19 protein-coding genes are annotated in these 21,005 nt (G+C 44.0%); 11 read left to right on the top strand and 8 right to left on the bottom strand.

Going from position 1 to position 21,005, the window contains the following annotated elements:
- The first annotated feature begins 18 nt into the window (after positions 1–18).
- The 11 genes from H9628_RS00770 (at position 19) to H9628_RS00720 (ending at position 13,589) form a co-directional block, all read left to right on the top strand.
- Positions 19–1,083: a glycosyltransferase gene (locus H9628_RS00770; protein WP_251832211.1), complete on the top strand. Its 1,065-nt coding sequence runs from the start codon at positions 19–21 to the stop codon at positions 1,081–1,083.
- Entirely contained in the window at positions 1,083–2,216 is a 1,134-nt protein-coding gene (locus H9628_RS00765) for a glycosyltransferase (RefSeq protein ID WP_251832210.1), read from the top strand. The genes H9628_RS00770 and H9628_RS00765 overlap by 1 nt, the downstream gene beginning before the upstream one ends.
- Before the next feature lie 78 nt (positions 2,217–2,294).
- A complete protein-coding gene (locus H9628_RS00760) occupies positions 2,295–3,344 on the top strand; it encodes an acyltransferase (RefSeq protein WP_262891774.1) in 1,050 nt (349 codons plus the stop codon).
- A gap of 44 nt (positions 3,345–3,388) precedes the next feature.
- Positions 3,389–4,471, top strand: coding sequence for a glycosyltransferase family 4 protein (locus tag H9628_RS00755; protein WP_251832208.1), 1,083 nt, complete (start codon positions 3,389–3,391; stop codon positions 4,469–4,471).
- A 332-nt stretch (positions 4,472–4,803) separates the two neighbouring features.
- Positions 4,804–5,943: a glycosyltransferase family 4 protein gene (locus H9628_RS00750; RefSeq protein WP_251832207.1), complete on the top strand. Its 1,140-nt coding sequence runs from the start codon at positions 4,804–4,806 to the stop codon at positions 5,941–5,943.
- 21 nt (positions 5,944–5,964) lie between these two features.
- The gene (locus tag H9628_RS00745; protein ID WP_251832206.1) at positions 5,965–7,062 is read left to right on the top strand and encodes an EpsG family protein; all 1,098 of its coding nucleotides are present in this window, start codon (positions 5,965–5,967) and stop codon (positions 7,060–7,062) included.
- 279 nt (positions 7,063–7,341) lie between these two features.
- Complete coding sequence (locus tag H9628_RS00740; protein WP_251832205.1) at positions 7,342–8,391, top strand: glycosyltransferase family 2 protein; 1,050 nt, start codon at positions 7,342–7,344, stop codon at positions 8,389–8,391.
- A gap of 65 nt (positions 8,392–8,456) precedes the next feature.
- Positions 8,457–9,497, top strand: coding sequence for a glycosyltransferase family 2 protein (locus H9628_RS00735; protein WP_251832204.1), 1,041 nt, complete (start codon positions 8,457–8,459; stop codon positions 9,495–9,497).
- On the top strand, positions 9,494–10,615 hold the full coding sequence (locus tag H9628_RS00730; RefSeq protein ID WP_251832203.1) for a glycosyltransferase family 1 protein: 1,122 nt from the start codon (positions 9,494–9,496) through the stop codon (positions 10,613–10,615). Before H9628_RS00735 ends, H9628_RS00730 begins: the two co-directional genes overlap by 4 nt.
- 123 nt (positions 10,616–10,738) lie before the next feature.
- Positions 10,739–11,635: a glycosyltransferase family A protein gene (locus tag H9628_RS00725; protein ID WP_251832202.1), complete on the top strand. Its 897-nt coding sequence runs from the start codon at positions 10,739–10,741 to the stop codon at positions 11,633–11,635.
- A gap of 730 nt (positions 11,636–12,365) precedes the next feature.
- Positions 12,366–13,589 (top strand): glycosyltransferase family 4 protein, encoded by a 1,224-nt coding sequence (locus H9628_RS00720; protein WP_251832201.1) that lies wholly within the window; start codon positions 12,366–12,368, stop codon positions 13,587–13,589.
- A gap of 197 nt (positions 13,590–13,786) precedes the next feature.
- Here H9628_RS00720 and H9628_RS00715 read toward each other — a convergent pair whose 3' ends face one another.
- The 8 genes from H9628_RS00715 to H9628_RS00685 all read right to left on the bottom strand — a co-directional run bounded on the left by H9628_RS00715 (position 13,787) and on the right by H9628_RS00685 (position 20,999).
- Complete coding sequence (locus tag H9628_RS00715; RefSeq protein ID WP_251832200.1) at positions 13,787–14,635, bottom strand: ABC transporter permease; 849 nt, start codon at positions 14,633–14,635, stop codon at positions 13,787–13,789.
- A gap of 831 nt (positions 14,636–15,466) precedes the next feature.
- Positions 15,467–15,598 (bottom strand): hypothetical protein, encoded by a 132-nt coding sequence (locus tag H9628_RS11925; protein WP_262891773.1) that lies wholly within the window; start codon positions 15,596–15,598, stop codon positions 15,467–15,469.
- A gap of 132 nt (positions 15,599–15,730) precedes the next feature.
- On the bottom strand, positions 15,731–16,027 hold the full coding sequence (locus tag H9628_RS00710; protein WP_251832199.1) for a hypothetical protein: 297 nt from the start codon (positions 16,025–16,027) through the stop codon (positions 15,731–15,733).
- A 150-nt stretch (positions 16,028–16,177) separates the two neighbouring features.
- Positions 16,178–16,699 carry a DUF4252 domain-containing protein gene (locus H9628_RS00705; RefSeq protein WP_251832198.1) on the bottom strand — a complete coding sequence of 174 codons (522 nt, stop codon included), beginning with the start codon at positions 16,697–16,699 and terminating at the stop codon, positions 16,178–16,180.
- A 72-nt stretch (positions 16,700–16,771) separates the two neighbouring features.
- Positions 16,772–18,034: a DUF4252 domain-containing protein gene (locus H9628_RS00700; RefSeq protein ID WP_251832197.1), complete on the bottom strand. Its 1,263-nt coding sequence runs from the start codon at positions 18,032–18,034 to the stop codon at positions 16,772–16,774.
- A gap of 62 nt (positions 18,035–18,096) precedes the next feature.
- A complete protein-coding gene (locus H9628_RS00695) occupies positions 18,097–18,750 on the bottom strand; it encodes a hypothetical protein (protein ID WP_251832196.1) in 654 nt (217 codons plus the stop codon).
- Entirely contained in the window at positions 18,725–19,234 is a 510-nt protein-coding gene (locus H9628_RS00690; RefSeq protein WP_251832195.1) for an RNA polymerase sigma factor, read from the bottom strand. Before H9628_RS00690 ends, H9628_RS00695 begins: the two co-directional genes overlap by 26 nt.
- Before the next feature lie 544 nt (positions 19,235–19,778).
- Positions 19,779–20,999 carry a PorT family protein gene (locus H9628_RS00685; RefSeq protein WP_251832194.1) on the bottom strand — a complete coding sequence of 407 codons (1,221 nt, stop codon included), beginning with the start codon at positions 20,997–20,999 and terminating at the stop codon, positions 19,779–19,781.
- Positions 21,000–21,005: the final 6 nt, after the last annotated feature.

The raw sequence follows: 21,005 nt of genomic DNA, 5'->3' as shown, positions 1-21,005 counted from the left end.
GTAAGCGTCACCTTGCTGTTGCTCGAAAAAGGAGGTGTACTTGAAAACAAGATTCCTTCTTTCGTAGACGTGCAGTATCTGCATAATTTTTCGGACATTAAACCTATAATTGAAAATCCACCTCTATATACTATTGGCGCTTTCCTGAAAAACTTTCAAATTGGCAACGCAATACGCTTTGTGCTGCTTTACCTGAAGATCAAAGTTACCGGTGACTGGCATCACAATTACGACGCAGTTTTGAAAAACGATCCTCATTATGGTTCGTATGATATCGCAGTCGCATTTGCTGGTCCTTCAGACTTTATCACCTATTTTATTCATGAAAAGGTAAATGCGATAAAAAAAATACAATGGATACACTTTGATATTGAAAAAGTAGTTACCAATTTTAATTTCGGCAAAAAATATTATCCCGCTTTCAACCAAATTTGCTGCGTATCACAAAGTGCCAAAGATATATTTCTTAAGCATTTTCCCGAACTAAAGAACAAAACCATTGTCTTTCATAACATTATCCCTGTAAAAGAATTGAAACAGCAAGCGGCTGCGGGAGAAACTTTTGATGACTGGTTTGATGGAGTCCGTATCCTGACAGTGGCTAGATTCACAAAAGAAAAAGGACAACATTTAATTCCTGAAGCCGTGTCAAAACTAAAAGCTGATAATCTTCATTTTCGGTGGTATCTTATTGGGGACGGTTTGCAAAGGAACATAGTGCAGAAAGAAGCAGATGTGTTGGGAGTAAGTGATCACCTATTCTTTTTAGGTGAAAACGAAAATCCGTACCGATATATGCAGGATTGTAACATCTATGTTCAAACTTCTTTGCATGAGGGGTTTGGTCTTACGGTAGCAGAAGCACAGGTTTTTAACAAACCCATTGTGGTTACTGATTTTGCGAGTGCAAAAGATTTAGTCAATCAAAATGAAACCGGTATTATTACGGAGATTTCAAGTGATGGATTGTATCAAGCTGTCAAAAAACTACTACTGAACCTTTCCTTACAGAAAAAATTTGCAGAAAGCACGTTACATCGTTCTTACAATTTGCATCAGGATCTCGTCAAATTATTGAGCTAATGCCGAAGAAGATACTGTTTTTCATAGAATCCCTTGAAGTTGGTGGTGCCGAAAAAAGTCTTGCTACTCTTCTAAATACTTGTAAGTTTCAGGACTTTTCTGTTGACTTGATGCTGCTTACACCCGGTGCATTCTTGAATGAAATTCCATCTCACATCAATGTCATCGTATTAAAAAGGTTGAAAGCTTCCTTCTTAAAAAGATTAAAATTTTATATTTTGAAAAAAATAAATATCGGGGAACTTCATTCTTCCCAATTCTTCTGGAAAGTTTTTAAGAATGATTTTACGATGATAGATAAGCAGTATGATATTGCAATTGCTTACAGCCAAGGGTTTTCTACTTATTTTATCGCTGACAAAGTAAAAGCTCAAAGCAAATATTCCTGGGTTAATATTGATTATAAAAAGGCGGGGTACAATATGAAATTTGATTTTTCATTTTATAATAGGTATAACAAAGTCATCGCTGTTTCAGAGGATGTTAAGAAAGGCATTACTCAAGAATTAAGTAATATAGGAGAAAGTTTTCCTGTAGAGGTTATAAAGGATATTACCGATATCAATGTGGTTAGGAAAAAGGCGTTAAGTCAGTTAAAAGTAAACTTTGATCATAAAGCCATCAATATCGTGACAGTATGCAGATTAGAGAAACAAAAAGGGTTGTTTTTAGCAGTGGAGTCGTGTGCCTGGCTAAAGGAAAAAAAATATCCAATAAAATGGTATGTCATCGGGGAGGGTTCGGAGCGTAAAAATTTACAACAGCTAATAATGAAGAATAAACTGCACGATTCTTTTTTTCTTTTAGGAGCGGATTCAAACCCTTACCCCTATATGGAAGGTTGTAATATTTACGTGCAGACTTCTTTGTTTGAAGGCTTAGGATTAACGGTTGTAGAAGCATCATACTTGAACAAACCTATTGTGTGCACTAATTTTCCCACCGCTTTTGACATTTTGGAAGATGAAAAGACAGGACTTATTGCGAAAATGAATGCTGCAGATATTGCCTCGAAAGTAGAAAGATTGATTTTGGATAAAAGCTTTCGACTATCGCTTTCGAATAATCTTCGGAAAAAAGAAAATAGAGATCATGAGGTTTCGATTCAGCAAATAGAACAACTCTTGCGTTAAAATGAAACTCCTCTACATCACCAACAAACTTTTGGTATTAAGAACGTTAAGTTCAATAAACATTTAGCGGGCTATCTGATGATCACTCTCCAAAAATCCAATCAGCTTAAAAGCATAGCGATCCTGATGATGCTTTTTCTGCATCTTTTTAACCGCGACTATACTGGCCTCTTTGAACCTTGGATTTTTATAGGAAACATTCCCCTTAGCTATTACATCTCCCTTTTTTGTGACGCCTGCGTCCCGATTTTTGCGTTTGTAAGTGGTTATGGCCTGTATTTCAAATTCCTCCAGAATAGAAATAGGTATAAAAAGAATCATCAGACAAGGCTCAAAAAACTGTATTTAAATCTCTGGATCATCGTCATTCTGTTTGCGGTAGGTCTCGGTATCTTTATAGGTAAAGAAGGATATCCGGGCTCACTGCTAAAGCTGTTGCTTAATCTTACAGCATTAGATCCCTCCTATAATGGTGCCTGGTGGTTTCTGACGGTCTATATTCTATTTGCGTTTACTTCCAGCTTTTGGTTTAATCTGTTGGAGCGCATGAACCCGTATGTGTTCCTGCTTGCTCTGTTGCTAGTATATGCAGCCGCTTTCTATCTGAGGGTTTACCGAAATGATATTTTTGAAAACGGTATTGCAAAGTGGGTTCACCGGCAATCTGCCCTGTATTTCTGTACGCTTTTTCAGTTTATGCTGGGTGCATTTGCCCTGAAGTTTAACTGGCATCAAAAAATAAGGAGCTTATTTCAACGGGTTAAGTTTAAAAACATCGCAGCACTTGCCGGGATTGCCATTTTGATCATGTTCCACGCGGCTGTTCCTAATTTTATTATCGCCCCTTTTACCGGGCTTGGATTTATCTTTTTATTTTTACAGCTGCATTTGTCCGAATCCCTAAGTAAGATAATCGATTTTTTCACCCCGCACGCGACCAATATATGGTTGGTACACATGTTTTTTTATATGATCTACTTCCCCGCTTTTATTTACAGTCCTACGTATGTACTGCCCATTTTTGGTTTGCTGATTTTGTGCAGTCTGATCTCATCCTATCTTATAAAATTCATAGAAATACCACTTGTCGAACTTTTATTTACCCCTAAATCTCAAGCAATGCACTGAGCTGCCCGAAGTGTCACCCTTAACCTAACCTCGTCCTTATCCTCATGAAACTTCTCTACATCACCAACGGTATCACCGGCGCAGGCGGACTCGAAAGGGTGCTGTCCGTGAAAGCCTCTTGGCTTGCCGATCATCTTGGGTACGAGGTAGATATAATCAGTTTAAATGAAGAAGGGAAAAATTCCTTTTTTTCTTTTTCCGAAAAAGTACGCCTGCATTCCGTTGAGGTTTCAGGTAATCCAGTTCGTTATCTGTCCCGCTATTTAGAGGGTATTCAAAAAAAAGTCCTGGAGTTACAACCCGACATTATTTCCGTATGTGATGACGCATTAAAAGGCTTTTTGCTGCCCGCGATGATTAGGACTCGCGCAAAGTGGATCCATGAAAGCCACGCATCGGTGCAGCTCGGCGACCGCGGCGAAGGTGTGCCATTTCAAAAGAAGTTTCAGCATGTACTCAAACAGTACCTCGGCAGAGGTTTCGCGAGAGTTGTATTGCTGAGCGAACGGAATAAAAATGAATGGACATTGCCGCAACTGGAAGTCATTCCTAATCCGCTGCCCTTTCAAACAGATAAGCTTTCTACGCTTCAAAATAAACGCGTAATCGCTGTGGGTAGTTACAGTTTTAATAAAGGCTATGATCTTTTGTTGCAAATATGGACGAAGATTGAGCCGGAGTTTCCGGATTGGGAACTCAATATCTACGGGAAGTTAACGCACGACAATTTATTTGCGAAGGCCGAAAAACTTAACCTGAAGAATGTTCATTTCTTCGCACCCGCACCTGATATTCAGGAAAAATATGTGGACTCCTCCATCTTCGTTTTACCTTCGCGGTCAGAAGGCTTTGGCATGGTCATTATTGAGGCGATGAGCTGCGGTTTGCCGGTAGTGAGTTTCGACTGTCCTCACGGCCCGGGTGACATCATTACGGATGGACATGATGGCTTTTTGGTTGAAAACGGACACATTGAAATGTTTGCAGCGCGGCTGCAGGAACTGATGAGCAGCGAAGAATTGCGTCAGGAATTTGGCACTGCCGGCAGGGAAACCGCGAAAAAGTATATGCCTGAAAAAATTGTAAAACAGTGGGATGAGCTTTTTAGGAGCCTTGTAAGTAAGTGACTTCATTTCCGTGGCTCAAAGACAGCAAGTACTAGGAAGTTTACTGTGATGTTAGAGGGTCTTGGCAATGAGTTTTCTTGCGGGAGACTCCTCCGGAGTGACAAACGGGATGTTCACCTGTACCGCATTTTAACCGCTGCGCTTTGTCACGCTGGAAGCGTCTCAATGCAGTGCTGTTCATGCAAAAGACTCCTCCGGAGTGACAAACGCAGGGTTCATAGTGTAAAAAAGCTACTCGGTGATTTTTGCCCCGCTGGAAGCGCTCTCGTACAACTCACAAACTGCTCATTGAAAGCGCATTATTCCCTGTCATTCATTACTTTTGTGCATCTATGAAAATCCTCTACCTCACCGACCAGCTGTACCTTCATGGCGGCATCGAAAAAGTGCTGACGGAGAAGGTCAATTATCTGGCGGATATCGCTGGCGATGACGTGACCGTGCTGACTTACCGACAGCAGGGCCAGGCACCTGTCTATTCATTAAGTCCTAAAATCAGGCTGCTGGATCTTCACGTGAATTATGAAATTAACAAAAGTTACTTCAGTCCAATTAACCTTTTGAAAATGCCGGCCCACATTTGGGTACTCGTGCAGATTATTAAAGAAATGCAGCCCGAGGTGATCGTCAGCTGCAGCTTCGGGCCGGATTTCTATTTCCTGCCGTTTGTGTGCAGCAAGACGCCGGTCATCAAAGAGTTTCATGCTTCGCGTTATTTTAGTTTTCAGTCACCCTCCAGCGGTAAAGCGAGAATGTTGGATAAACTTTCCACATGGATTGAGAAAAAATACACGCAACTCGTGGTCCTGAACCCGGATGAGGTGCCGTTTTATCATTCAGACCACATTTCTGTGATTCCCAATCCGGCGGAAATCACAGAAGTCCGTGCAGGCCTTGAAAATAGGAAGATGCTTGCGGCAGGTCGGATCTCACCTGTAAAAAACTTCGCCGATCTTATCGAAGCTTTTTCCAGGCTGAATGCGCGGTTTCCCGACTGGGAGTTGCATATCTGGGGCGAAGATTATGTCGGAACGCGCGGAAAATTACAGGAGCAGATAGACGGTTTAGGTCTGGAAAAAAACATCCGCTTTATGGGAGTCACTCCGAGCCTTCAACATGAAATGCAGAATTACAGCATTTACGCCATGACCTCCGAGACCGAATGCTTCCCAATGGTCCTTCTGGAAGCACTCTCGGTCGGCTTACCTGTTATTTCGTGTGACGCGCCGACAGGTCCGAGACATATCATCACTGATGGCGAAGACGGCATTGTTGTGCCTTATAAGAATTTGGATATTTTTACACAAAAATTAGAACAGCTGATGACCGACGAAAATTTAAGACAGAAAATGGGTGCCAAAGGCCGCGAAAACGTGCAGCGGTTTGCGATTGATAAAGTAATGCAGCAGTGGCGCACGCTTTTTGCGCAAGTTATCGCAGAGCGCAACCCTCTACCTCAACCTCAACCTTAACCTCAACCTCAACCTCACCCATTGTTCGACTGGATCCCCACAAGCAGCTACACCGGCATCTACTACCACGTGATGCTTTTCATGATGTTGATCACGTGGCTTCACGGCTATAGTGCGGAGTTATTCAACGCGGGAACCAAAAACTTTGCGCGCGGTATGGGTTTTTTTCTGCTGGTGTTTATTATCCTCTATATGGGTACACGGCCGGTAAGTTGGGTATTCGGCGATATGCTGACCTACTCGAAATCCTATAAACTGCTGACGGGCGGTGAGAAAGCAGACGTAAAAGGTGACCTCATCTTCAACTATTTCATGATTTTCTGCGCGAAGATCATGAATGACCGCTCCTTTTTCTTTCTCTGTGCTTTGCTCTATACGGTTCCGTGTTACATTTTTTCCCGAAAATACTGCGGCTCCTACTGGTACTACATCTTTTTTATCTTTATAGGCTCCTTAATGTTCTGGCCCTTCGGTACCAACGGGATCCGCAACGGCATAGGAACTTCGCTTTTCATCCTGGCCCTGTGCTTTTATGACAGGAAGTACTTCATGTACGCGCTGATGGCACTGTCAGTCGGGATCCACAATTCACTGATTATCCCGATAGCCGGCTTTGTGGTGGCCGGTGTGTATAAAAACCCTAAACTCTATTATTATATCTGGCTCGCGGCCATCCCGCTTTCACTGATTGGCGGTGGTTTCTGGGAAAACCTGTTTGGCGGCATTGGTTTTGGCGGTGATACCAGGGCAGAAACTTACCTCACCAAGGGCAATGTGAACAATGATGTTTTTGCCTACAGCGGTTTCCGTTGGGATTTCCTGTTTTATTCCTCATTTGCGGTATTTGCAGGCTGGTATTTCATTTTTAAAAAGAACATCACCGATAAATTCTACATTCACCTCTGGGGAACCTACATGATCGCAAATGCCTTCTGGATCTTAGTCATCCGTGCCAATTTCTCCAACCGTTTCGCTTATTTGTCTTGGTTTCTGATGGCGGCGGTGATTGCCTACCCTTTGTTGCGCTATAAACTGTTTCCAAATCAATACCGGGTAATAGGTGTTGTAATAGCAGTTTATTATCTGTTTACTTATTTAATGTTTTTCAAAGGCTTATAAAGATTAAAATAAATTGCTCATTTTAATTTAAAAATCGTAATCAAAATATTATACCAGTTGGTAATATTACTGAGTTTCCAAGAAAATATGTCAACTTATAGAGAATGAAGAATTGAGAAAACTGATTGGCAGCAATGCAAAAAAAAATAGTTATCGATTTTATTCAGATAACGTAATTAATCAGTGGGAAGAACTATTCACGGAATTGCAACCCAAGGGCACGCACATCTACTGATTCCTTAGATCCACTCTTCCTATCTGAATTAACAATCTAATCATATGGAACCGCAAATATCTATTATCATTCCCGTTTATAATACGGGTAAGTATTTAAAAAAATGTTTACAAAGTGTAATCGAGCAAAAAATTGACGAAATCGAAATTATTATTGTTAATGATGCCTCGACGGATGACAGCATTAAAATAATTAAAAAATTTGCTGCTCACGACAAACGTTTTACCATCATTGACAAAAAGAAAAACGAAGGAGTAGAAGCAGCACGACTTACAGGTATTAATAGTGCAATTGGAACTTTTCTATGTTTTATGGATTCAGACGATTGGCTTCCCCGCAACGCATTGCGAATTTTACTCCAACATGCAAATAAAACTGAAGCAGATATTGTTGTAGGTCATCATACTAGAGTGTTAGACCGTTTTGGCTTGGTTAAAACGGTGGGCAAAAAGTTCTGCATGCAGCCCCTAATATTAGATTATGATAGTTTCATGCGGAACTATTATGTCAATTTTTTTGGAGTCAATATCTTCCCGGTTTCTATGTGCGGTAAACTTTACAGAAGAATACTCATTAATCGCAGTACAATCAATACACATGGTTATAATTTTGGCGAAGATTTAATGTTCAATATCCAGGTTTTTCCTGAAAGTAAAAAAACGGTTTTAGTACCCGATCTGGTTTATAATTATAGGTATGGAGGAATGACTTCAAAGTTCAATAGTCAGTTAATTCCTTCGCAACTTAGAATGTATAAACAAAAACAAGAGTTTGCGGTCAGGTATCATAATGACGCTTTAAACAAATTTTCTCGGATTGAATTAAAAAATTACCTTAAGACTTTTATAGAAATGTTACTTAAATTTAAGGGTGATGAACCTTCAGTTGTACACAAGAGGCAGATTGCAGAAGTTATTGCTACAGAGGAATTTGTTGATTTAAAGAATTATTATGCCTCACAAGAGTTACAGGGCTTTGAATTAGCATTAGCGAAAGGAGATATTGACGGTATGTACATGGAGATTATTGCAGAATACAAAAAGATTAAATTACTATATAAGTTGAAACGGCTATTGTCTTCTATTTTTAATTAGCAGATAAATTCGCTTAGTAAATTGATTCAATGGACCTAACATAAATTTTTTAATAAGTCACTATCATGGAGTTTGCATATAAGATATCCATCATCATTCCATGTTACAACGCGGAACCCTATATTGAGCAGTGTCTGGACAGTATTCTGTGCCAGACCTATATTGCCCTGGAGATCATCTGCATCGATGACGGCTCCACAGATTCGACGCTACAAATATTAAAAGAAAATGCTGAGAAAGATTCACGTCTGCAGCTCATTACCCAGAAAAACGCCGGTATTGCAGCCGCGCGAAATGCGGGATTAAAGATTGCATCAGGAAACTATATCGCCTTTGTGGATGCTGATGACTGGCTCGAAACCGATACCTTTGAAAAAGTGCTGGGGGACAATGGTGGTGATGTCATCTTTTTCTCCTATTACCGCAATTTCGGGAGTACGCAACTCACAAAAGATCTGGGTCTGAGCGGTAATTTTCCAGCCCTGTATGTCCAGAGAAGAATCGTTGGTCTGGTCGGACCTGAACTGAAAGACATCACCTCTTTTGATGCCCTCATGACCTGCTGGGGCAAACTGTACAAAAGAGAGCTGCTCACCGATTTACGCTTCAGGGACCTTAAAGACTTTGGAACCTGGGAAGACGGCATTTTTAATCTCGAAGTTCTGGAGAACGCTTCCACGGTGCGGATTATTAATAAACCTTATTATCACTACCGCAAGGCCCCGCAGGCGACCTATACCACTTCCTATAAACCCGACCTGTACCAGAGATGGCTGTATAAATTTGAATGGATTCGCGAGTTCATTGAACAACATCACAAGTCGGCGGAGTATTACACTGCGTTGCAAAACCGGATCGCTGTGACCACGTTAAATCTGGCTTTTAATGAAATGAACAGCAGAAAATCTTTTACGGAAAAGACGCAGGTTATCAGCCAAATTTTGAAACATCCGCTTTACATTAGTGCATTCGGAAACTTCCAATTTAAGCATGTACCGATGGTATGGAAAATATTTTATTATTTTGCCGCTCAACGAAACGCAGTTGCAGTGACCCTCATGGCAGATCTGATTTACAAATGGGCCAACCGAAAAAGTACGACATGAAACCAATCCGAGTCCTTCAGGTTTTCACCATTCTCAACCGCGGCGGCGCGGAAACCAATATCATGAACTATTACCGCCACCTGGACCGTTCTGCAGTTCACTTTGATTTTCTGGTGCACCGCGCAGAAGAAGGCGCTTATGAAGCGGAAATCCGTCAGCTCGGCGGTCAGATCTTTCGCCTGCCAGCTATTCATCCGCTGAAAATACATGCATATAAAGGAGCCGTTAAGAAGTTCTTTGCTGAACATACAGGCTATGACATCATCCACGGACAGAATTCCGAACTCGGTGTTTATATTTATGAAGAGGCCAAAAAACGCGGCATCCCCGTCATCATTGCCCATGCCCATAATGCACCCGCCCTGCGCGATTATGACCTTAAATTTATTTTCCGCGAATACTGGAAACGCCGGATGCGCGCCAGCATCACCCATGCATTTACCTGTGGGAAAGAGTCTGCGCAGTGGCTGTTTGGAAAAAAACTCGCTTCACGTGCTTTTTTGATGCCCAACGCCATAGATACTGAACAGTTTAAATACCAGCCTGCCACTGCAGAGCGCGTGCTGAACAACCTTGGAAAGGGGAACCAGCTAAATCTTATCCATGTCGGAAGGTTCAACAAACAGAAAAATCACCGGTTTCTGCTTGAAATTGTATCGGCGCTCCGTCATTTACAGCCCGATTTCCACCTTTATCTTGTCGGGGAGGGTGAACTGCTGCCTGAAATCACGGCGCAGATCAAAACGCTTGGGCTTGAAAACCACGTGACACTTTTGGGAAGCCGAAACGATATCCCGAGTCTGCTCCAGGCCATGGATGTGTTTTTGTTCCCATCGTTATATGAAGGTTTACCCGTTTCACTTGTTGAAGCCCAGGCATCTGGTATCCACTGTGTGATCTCCGACGGTATTCCGTCTGAAGCCGTGTTGGTCAATCAAAATGTCACCATAGTTTCCCTTGGTGAAAGCGCCTCCAACTGGGCCGAAAAAATTGCCGCACTGGATTTTTCAGAACGCAAAGACGTCTCCGAAATCATTAAAGTGAAAGGCTATGATATAAAAGAGAACGCCATCCAACTTCAAAATAAATACCTTGAACTGCTTGAAAACCATACCTGATCTCTTACCTGTCATCCTGATCTGCCACGGCGGAGAAAGACCTCTTCAGCGAAGCTAAAGCACTCAACCTTAACCTTAACCTTAACCTTAACCTCAACCTGAACCTCAACCTCAACCTCAACCTTGCAAACGCTAACCATCTTTACCCCCGCCTACAACCGCGCGCATCTGCTGCCGCGGCTCTATGAAAGCCTGAAAAACCAGACTTCCAAAGATTTTGTGTGGCTGATTATCGATGACGGATCAGTGGATAATACAGTAGAAGTGGTAGCGGGTTTTAAGGCTGAAAATCGGGTAGAGATAGAATACATCCGTCAGGAAAACCAGGGCATGCACGGCGCGCACAATACCGCCTACGCGAACATAACGACCGAACTCAACACCTGCATTGATTCTGATGACCTCATGCCGCATAATGCGGTGCAGCTTATCCTCGAAAAATGGTCCGCTGTCACGGACAAACATCTTTATGTCGGACTGGTAGGACTCGATGCAGATCTGCATGGCAATCTGCTGGGTACCGCCTTTACAACCCACACCACGACCCTTGAAAATTTCTATCTGCGCGGGGGACGGGGCGACAAAAAACTCGTCTACCGTACCGAAGTGATGCAGCAGTACCCGCCTTATCCGCTTTTCGAAGGTGAGAAATACGTCGGTCTGGGATATAAGTACCTGCTGGCGGATCAGGATTACGAACTCGTGACCCTGAACGAAATCCTGGTATTGGTCGATTATCAGCCCGGCGGTTCTTCAATGAACATGTTCCGGCAGTATCATAACAATCCCAAAGGATTTGCATTCATCAGAAAGCAGGGTATGCTGCTTTCAAAGTCACGGAAGCGCAGATTTGTAGAGGCTGTGCACTATGTGTCCAGCAGTCTGCTTTCAAAAAACCCGAGTTTCCTGGCTGAGTCGCCAAAGAAAATGTTAACCCTTTTGGCAATTCCATTTGGAATTGCACTGTGGATGGTGATTCTGTACAAAAACCGAAAAACGCTCAACTCGACAGAGCTTTAAGCATTTGCCGATAAGCCCATGCCTTCCGCAAATTTGCTGCAGATCACAGTACACACTGTTCCTTCCTCTGCAGGGACGTAAAGTTATATCTACGTATTGTCGAATTAGAGATACCTCCTGCGTAGGGTTGGCAAGCGGACTTTTGTTAGTTTTCATATGCTACCTGGTGGTATGGAGTTTTGTCATTGGCTGCGCCGAACCTACGGTTTCAGAATGTAGCGAAGCGAAGTGAAGAATCTCACCGTAGTGGTTCGACGCAGTCAATCTCACCGTTCGTCTAGACTAGTCTTTACAATCCTATATTACTCTCAGAAAGAGATTCCTCCTCCGTCAGGATGGCAGCCTTCATAAAACGGAGCCTTATCATTGGCTACGCCGAAGCTGCGGTTTCAGAACACAGACTGAAGGTCTGCGAACGAAGTTCAGGAGCGAAGTGAAGAAGCTCTAAATCAAAGATCCCTCCTGCGTCGGGAAGACAGCCGCACTAACGAACCCATCACCCGTTATCCAACACTCATCACCCAACCTCAACCTCCAACATCCAATATCCAACCCAACCTCCAAAATTCAAAATCCAAAATCCATAATCCATAATCCAAAATCCTACATCCATCATCCATCATCCATCACCCATCACCCAACATCCAACACGCATCACCCATTATTTTAAACAGTTAAATAAACAAACTAAATTTCCTAATTTTGCCAAAGTGCTGCGCGCACTCCAAACATGACGAAAATCTTCCGCATTGCCACAATTCCGTTGTCCCTTAATATCCTGCTTAACGGGCAGCTCCGGTTTCTGGCGACTTTCAGTGATATTACCGCCGTTTCCGGCGCCGGCTTCGATTTGGATAAAGTCGCGGAGCGCGAGGGTGTAAAAATACATGAGATCAGTATTGAACGTAAAATTTCAATCTTCAGGGACTTTGTTTCGCTGATCCGGCTTTACCGCTACTTTAAAAAGGAAAAACCCGACATTATCCATTCGATTACCCCGAAAGCAGGTCTGCTCTCCATGATCGCCGGAAAGTGGGCCGGCGTCCCCATACGGATCCATACATTTACCGGCTTGATTTTTCCTTACCGCCGGGGTCCGATGCGCCACTTACTGCTTTCTATGGACCGCGTCCTCTGCTGGCACGCTACACATATCTACCCGGAAGGGCAGGGCGTGAAAGATCAGCTGCAGAACTTCCGTGTTACAGCCAAACCGCTTAAAGTACTCGCGAACGGCAACGTTAACGGCATCGATACCCTCCATTTTTCACCCGACTCGGTGACCGCGGAAGCCAAACAGACGCTCCGCGATTCCCTTCAGATCAAACCCGGGGATTTCGTTTTTCTGTTTGTGGGCCGGCTGGTGCGCGACAAAGGAATTCGGGAACTTGTGAAAGCTTTCTGGGCGCTCGAAAAGCTGCTGACTGCTGATCCGGCGCTCACGGGAGAAGGATCTGAACCGGACGATGCCCTGTCCTCTCAAGCCGAACCGCGCCTGCACATCCGACCTAAGTTAATCCTTGTCGGACCGCTGGAACAGCATCTGAATCCGCTGCGTAAGGAAACGATGGCGCTGATCGAAAAGAACCCGAATATCATTACCACCGGTTTTCAGGATGATGTACGGCCCTATATGGCCATCAGCGACGCGTTTGTATTCCCAAGTTACCGTGAAGGTTTCCCCAACGTCGTCTTACAGGCCGGTGCGATGGAACTCCCTGCCATTGTAACCGATATCAACGGCAGCAACGAAATCGTACACAACCGGCAGAATGGCCTCGTAATTCCGGTCAAGGATGAAAACTCACTGCTTGCCGCGATGAATGAGATCGTGCGCGACAGCAATCTGCGCAGTGTACTGACGAAAAACCTGCGCGCCGAAATCGAAGAGAAATACAGCCAGCAAAAGGTGTGGGAAGCGCTGAGGGAAGAGTATGAGCGGCTGGCGCCATGAACAGTAAGTTATGGGTGATAGGTGCGTTTGCGTTGCCGACGAGGTCCCTTCTCCGCCGCGGCGAATCAGGAAGACCACAGTTCACCACTCCAAATAATCTCACACCACATTTTCAGATCCCTACATTCTCAAATTTTCAAATTGACACATTCTCAAATCACCTCATTCTCAAATTCTCAAATCATCAAATTCTCAAATTACACCGTATCCATAAAGTTCTTCTCCACCTTATTGAAGATCACCGTGCCGGTCACCAAAATGACGACAATGAACCCTGCGCTCCACAGCAGGTTGAACAGGTCAAAACTGCCCGAGCCCAGAAAGGCGTAGCGGAAACATTCAAAAATAGGGGAGAGCGGATTAAAATAGAGCAAAAAACGGTATTTTTCCGGTAAGGCCGACACCGGATAGACGACCGGCGTGATGTACATGAAAAGCTGCACCCCAAATGAAAGCAGGAAACTGAGATCTTTATACTTGGTGGTCAGCGACGAAAATATCATGCCGACACCCAGCGCAAACATCGCCATCAGCAGCACTAAAAACGGCGTAATCAGTACCCACGCATTCGGGGTGATGGTTTTGGTGAAAAAAACATAGTACAGCAGGATCAGGACGAAGATGCCAAACTGCACGGCGAACTTCATGAGCGAAGAAGCGACGATAGACAGCGGCATGATCAGCCGCGGAAAATAAACCTTGCCAAACATTCCGGCATTGGCGGTAAAGACGGTGGAGGTTTTGGTAAGGCTCTCCGAAAAGTAGTTCCAAATGGTGATGCCCGATAGGTAGAATAAAATCTGTGGCGTGCCGTCGGTGGACAGTTTCGCGATGTTGCCGAACAGTACCACGTAGATCGCGGTGGTTAGCAGTGGCTGTACCACAAACCAGAGCGGGCCCAGGATGGTCTGTTTGTAAAAGGTAATGAAATCACGCTTGACGAGCATCAGCAGCAGGTCGCGGTACTGCCAGACCTCACGCAGGTTAAGGTCGAAAACCGACTGTTTGGAAGAGATCTGATACGTGGTTTGCTTGTCTTGATTCATAGGGCGCAGGCTCTGATTTTGCGCCGCAATTTACCGATTTTCTTATTAAGACAACTGCGGAGCGCACCAGGGTAATCTTTCCTTAATGAGGTAATTTGAAAAATTTGAAAAATTTGAAAATTTGAAAATTGGTGAATGCCTGAACGTGAGCTTTTGCTGCGCAAAAGAGATCCCTCCTGACGTCGGGATGACAAGGGTAATTTGAGAATTTGAGAATTGGTGAATGCGTGAATGTGAACTTTTGCTGCGCAAAAAAGAGATCCCGTCTCCGCCGCGGCGGATCGCGATGACACGGGGCCGGATAAGAATTTGAAAATTTGAAAATGTGGTAATTTGAGAATTTGAAGATGTGCAGAAGAGATCCCTCCTTCGTCGGGATGACACCGCGCTCTGACAATCAGCGTGATCAGCGGCAACGGCGGGCATAATTCGAAGTACAAAATGTGTGGAAATATTACAAATCCGCGACATCGGGAATATTACAAATCCGCGACATCGGTTGTATGGTATCAATCGGGAGCCACAGGATGCAATCGTGCGGGAGCGGGGGAGCGATCTGGTACGGACCGATCTGCAGGTTTTATGAGATTGAGTCCATCGAACCGCTTTACTGAGATTGACTGCGTCGAACCGCTTCGCTGATTTCTTCACTACGCTGAGATTCTTCACTCCGCTACGCTCCGTTCTGAATGACAGAACTCCCTTCCACCAGGAATGATCTAAAGTTTAACAAAAGTTCGGTTGTCATCCCGACTGTATTGGTTGTCGTCCCGACGAAGGAGGGATCTCACCGGTTCACGTCATGTTCATGCGCTAAAAAGCAGCCGCAGGTCAGTCGCCTTTTTTGTGCTTATGCGGTTTTAAGGTCAGATCGTTCTTTGGCGCTTCCTTATTGTCGCGCTGACGTCTGTCCGGTTTGCCGGTAGATTCGGCAATCTTTTTTGGTCCTGGCTTAATTCCCATGGCTTGATATATTTAAATTAAACAAAATTGCGTGGAAGCTAACTTTGAATTTTGAAAATGTAAAAATGAGGTAATTTGAAAAATTTGAAAATTTGAAAATTCAAATACTCAAAAACTCAATCACTCCAACTCTCAACACATCCTTAAGTCATCAAAAACCTGTCGCGGCGAGATGGTATCAGAGATAGTAATCAGTTTCACATCTTCCGGCAGCACATTGTCTTTCAGGTTCTGCAGGAAAACATTAGATTTCGCACCGAATAACCGCAGGTCCACGATCACCGCCTTCAGGTCCGCACTCGAACAGATATTGAAGGCGCTTTCGGTTTCACTGGGTTTTACGATTTCGTATTTTTTCTGTTTCAGGAAATTTGAGATCCCGGAAAGTGAGTAAATTTTATTATCGAGGATGAGCACTTTGCTTTTCATAACCGTCATTTTCAGGTGCTTATGCAAACAGGGTGCCTTTTTTGAAAACGCTGGTCAAACTTTTTAAGTCGGCCTGTAGGAGAGATCCAACTGAAAAGCCGCCGCGGCGAGCGGGAATGGACGCAATTTGGTGTAACTGTACTTAAACGTTTAGTTTGAAACCAGTTTTTTGACGTCCTTTTTCTGGGAATAATTAATGATTTCCGAAATGTCATCCGCGGTGAATCTGCCCGATACATCTACGAAAACCAGTTCGTTACCTGATTTCACCGTGATCAGTAACTTGCGGATGGTGTCACCGTTCTGTTTCGCGCGGAAATCGATGGTTTCGGTCTCCTTCTTTACGGTCATCCATTCGGTGAAATTGTTCCTGGTAAGGTATTTCGTGAGGTCACCAAGCATCTGCGGATTTCCGTTTTCCACGGTCATCACTTTTATATCTGATATTTTTTTCACCAGGGCGATGAGTGCTTCACTGTCGGGTTCTTCGCGCAGGGCTTTCTTTACCATGGGTTTGGCCAAGAACATCGGTACATTCACGCTGGTAAATTTCGCGTCGCTGTAATCATGGTAGGGATTGTCGAAAAAGCCCATTTTCGGGGAACTGGAGACGATGCATGACTGCAGGATGAGAAGCGTAAAGCTCAGGAATAGGAGAGATAGTTTTTTCATGATGTAGGCGTTAATGAGTTAGGCAGGAGGCAGGAGGCAGGAGGCGGGAGGCAGGTAGCAGGGAGCCATCGGCTACATGGCACGGATGCTGCCGCCGCTTGATGTTTTGATATCCGAAACTGCTTTTGGTGCGCCTTTGTAGCGGACAGACGCTCCTGAACCCGCCTCGCCACGCAGTGAACCGGTCGTGTGCACTTTCAGGCTTGAGCCGGATGAAGCCGTCACTGCCGCTGAAGAAGTAATCAGGTCCTGTGCGTTGCAGCTCGCCGCGCTTGTCAGGTCAAAATTGGCCGTGTTGGCTTTGCCTGTAACGGTTGCGCTGGATCCGCTGGTGCCGCTGAAGGTAAAGTTTTCAGTGTCGATGCCCAATCTTGCGCTGGCCCCCGAGGTAAGTTTCAGCACGCCCGATTTCCGGGCGATGACGTCTGAGTTCAGGTTGGCGCCCGAGGATACTTCGGCTTCAAAACTGTCTTCCCGCACGGTATTTACGGTCATGAACGTCGCGCCGGAACTTGCGGCCACACTGCTCAGCCTTGGCGCTTCCACGGTGACGAGCAGTTTCTTAAAGTTGAGTTTCCGGTTGTTGCGGTTGTCGATACCGATGTGCAGGATGCCGTTTTTCACTTCGGTCACCACGTATTGTTGCAGGTCAGCGTCGGCATCAACGGTTACGCTTTGGTTATTACCCTGCGTGAAATTCACTTTCACGCCACTTGAGGCATTGATCCCAGTGAATTTTCCGACGTTGCGAACCTGTGTAGCTGAAGCTGCAGCTGATTTTTCAGGCGCTGCACTGGATTTGGAACCTGCATTTTGGGCTTCCGACACCATTTTATTCACGTCATCCATTGAAATCTTTCCATCGAGCATCATCAGTACGGTGTTGTCGCCGGAACTGATGTTTAAAAGCAGGTCGTCGAGGATTCCGTTGCTCGCATCGGTGGACAGGAACTTGATTTGGTTGTCTTTGCTGTTCACTGTGATCAGTTCCTCGTATTTCATGTTTTTGATCGAGGCAGCGATATCCGACTGTAAATTCTTAAAGCTCAGCGGCGTCATTTTCGTTTCAGAACCGGGTGTCGCAGCAGCCTCAGGTTTTTCTACGATCAGAATTTTAATGCCGTTGATCTTGCTTAAGATCGGTTTGATCTGATCGAGTTCCGAATCATTGATGTTGAGTTTATTCAGCATGCTGAACATCGGTTTGGCGATCTTTATCGAAGTTACGCCTTCTGTTTCCTGGTATTTTTCGAATAACTGGTCGAGTTTTTCTTTCTGCGCATTTACATTTAATAAAGAAAAGAAAAGGGCGAATATAAAGAGTAGCTTTTTCATGATATTTTAATTTTTTAAGGCTTGATTCTGTTATTAAATGAACTGAGCCGTTGATTGTAACGTTAATAGTCGCTGTAGTCGCCCAGCACATCGGTCTGTGCGACGGTTTTCGAAACATTCTCGGACAGGATGCGGAAGGAATATTTGGCCACATCGATGGCTTCCTGCTCATCCTCAATCCGCTGCCCGTTGATGATTACATAACTGCTGTTGTAATCCGGCACTGTTTCGGTATTTTTCTCTGCAGATTTTTCAGGCGCGCTGTTCTGTACATAGACAGGGCGCGTGTTCCGTTTGATCCGGCCTCTTTTGGGCAGTATTTTATCCATTATTTCGGCATCTGTGGTCACCGGAGTTTCGGCTTTAATGCTGTCGGTTTTTATGGAATCATTCTGCTGAAGGGCGGCGTACCCGATTTCAGGGTTTACTATTTCTTTCTGTTTAATGATTTCAGTCTTTACCAACTGGTCCTGTTCATCAATTCCGGTTTCATTTGAAAATTTAAGGAAAAATCCCAACGAGGCAAGCAGTACAACACTTGCCGCGAGCCAGTAAAACTTCGGAAAAGACGCGCTTTTCTTTTCGGAGATCTTAATGACCGGTGTTTCCTCTTTTTCAGCTTCCGCCAGGAAGTCTTCGAAATCCCAGTTCATCTTCTCTTCCCTGAGCTCCTGAAAGATTTCGGTGTACTTATCCTGAGATTTGTCGGTTTTCATAATTCATCAATTGGGTGATCTGTTCCTTAATTTTCTGTCTCGCACGCATCAGGTTGACCCTTACTGCGTTTTCTTCCATGTCCAGCGTTTCCGCTATCTCTGAAATGTCGTATTCTTCTACATCTCTGAGGTGAATGACGGCTTTCTGCTTTTCGGGCAACTGCCTGATGAAACCGAGAATATGCTCTTTCATATTATTGGTTTCCATCTGATAAAGCTCGCTTCTGTGAAGCTGAAAATCTGCAAAACCCATTTTCACGTCGTGATGCTTTAATCTGTTCAGGCACTCATTCTTCACCGAACGCATTGCATAAGATTTGATGTTTCCGAAGGTGGCCAACTCTTCTTTTTTCTGCCAGAACTTCATCATGAGGTCCTGCACCACATCTTCAGCCTCATCGCTGCTCATCACAAATCTTTTCGCAAAACGGTACATCTCATCCTTGAGACAGAATACCGTATCCTTAAAGATTGCATGAGTCATAGCTTAGTTTATAGGTAAGACAGTGAAGTTCGCGCTTTTGTTACATCTTTTTTAAAAAAATGTTTTTTAATTTTTTTTGGGGGAGCTGAAGACGCGGGTTTGCGCGGGGGTTTAGTTCTTTTGCCTTGATGCAAAAGAACAATCCGCCGCGGCGGACAAGACTTGGATCTTTTTGCTAAAATTATCAATGAGTTTCTAAAATTTCCTAAACTCGGGCGGAGACAATTGGTTTTCTTCGATTGAAATGGCTTGCCGCCACTCAGACAAAGGAAATTTTTTAACGAAACTCATTGATAATTTTTTAACGCAAAAATCTCCTAAGTCATTTTTCAACACCCTTAAATTCGCAAATCCTGCATGTCCTCTGTGAGTCCAGTGTTTCTCTGTGGTCAAATTGCAACCGATGTTTAGCCTCGCTTAGTGGTCTCTGTGCATCCACTTTTTCGCCGTGATTAAAGTTTTTATGGCGGCATTCAAAAAAGTGTTCGGGCAGCCAATTACTTAGCCACCCGAGTATTTATACATTCATACATTAAATTATTACCTAAAAGAGATTATAGCTCAGGATGAACGAAGTGTTTTTAAAATTACTCGTGTAACCTCTGTTTTCTGGGAAAAACGACCTGTCTGTGAAAACCCTGAACTCCGCGCCAAATTTATTGTTGAAACTGTAGCCTAAGCCGAATCCTGCCGCGGGCTCCACTCCTCCCTCGAAATCGGTTGACAGTAATAAAGAGGTGCCGCTGGTGATCGATGCATCAGCACCAACCGGGATATCAAATACATACAGTGCATTGACAAATAGCTTAGATTTGGGAGACAGATGCAGATAATACCGAATGCCGAATGGCAACTCGATGGTTTTGTAATCTACTGTGGAGTCTATCGGAGTGAAAATGTAACTATCGTTTCTGAACTGCGTTAAACTGCTTTTGTAATAGCGGTAATTGGGTTCCGCAACAATGGCCCATCTACTCTTTCCAAATGGAAGAATGTATTCAAGCTCGAGACCCAGACCAAAAGTCGTCTGGCTGCCAAAATCTGTGTCAACGTTATAACCAGCGTTTTGTGCTGTGAATGAACTGAAATTAACTCTTGGCCGGATATTCACATTGAACTGTTTGGTTTTGGTTTTTTCAGCCTCTACAAAGTCCGGGTCCAGGCAGCGGTTTTGTGCTAAAAATAAGTTCACCAGGGCTTTTTCCTCATGCCGGAGATTTGCAAAACTACTCTGCGTGTCGGTTTTGCATGTAAAACTTTCTTTGAGCTGTTTCTGGAAATCCATATTGTATGCCACCTGGTCATTGGAAACCAAATACGGTTTGTAAATCAGCACAGTGATTTCGCCGTCATTCATCTGGTAAAAATAGCGGTTGATGCCGCCGTCGCTGTATTTGAAAAGACGCGCCTTTCCGGCTACCAGTTCTTTCAGAAAAACCGTTTCACGCTTATAATCAGGTTCAGCTTTGTATGTCAAATCGCTTAACCGTTGGCTCGCACGGTCGATTTGTACGTTGGCGCGTACATATTTATCACCATTGTAGGCTTTGAATTCCTGCACGTCCTTGATGGTGGCGGTTTTCACTTCATCTGCTTCGGATAGTTTGTATTGGAATGAAACCGGATTGGCAATCCAATCAAGATCCCGTATCAGGACTTCTGTTTTTTCACCAGCATTGTTGATGTAATATCCGTTTTCGAATTTGATCTGTGAAGATAGAAATGCTGAAAACATCAGCATGCAAAGAAGTAAAGTTTGTTTCATGAAGAA

Source organism: Kaistella pullorum (genome assembly GCF_014837035.1).
GTDB classification, from domain to species: Bacteria; Bacteroidota; Bacteroidia; order Flavobacteriales; family Weeksellaceae; genus Kaistella; species Kaistella rhinocerotis.
Note: the sequence above shows the minus strand (reverse complement) of the source record. Positions and strands in the feature narration are given on the sequence as shown.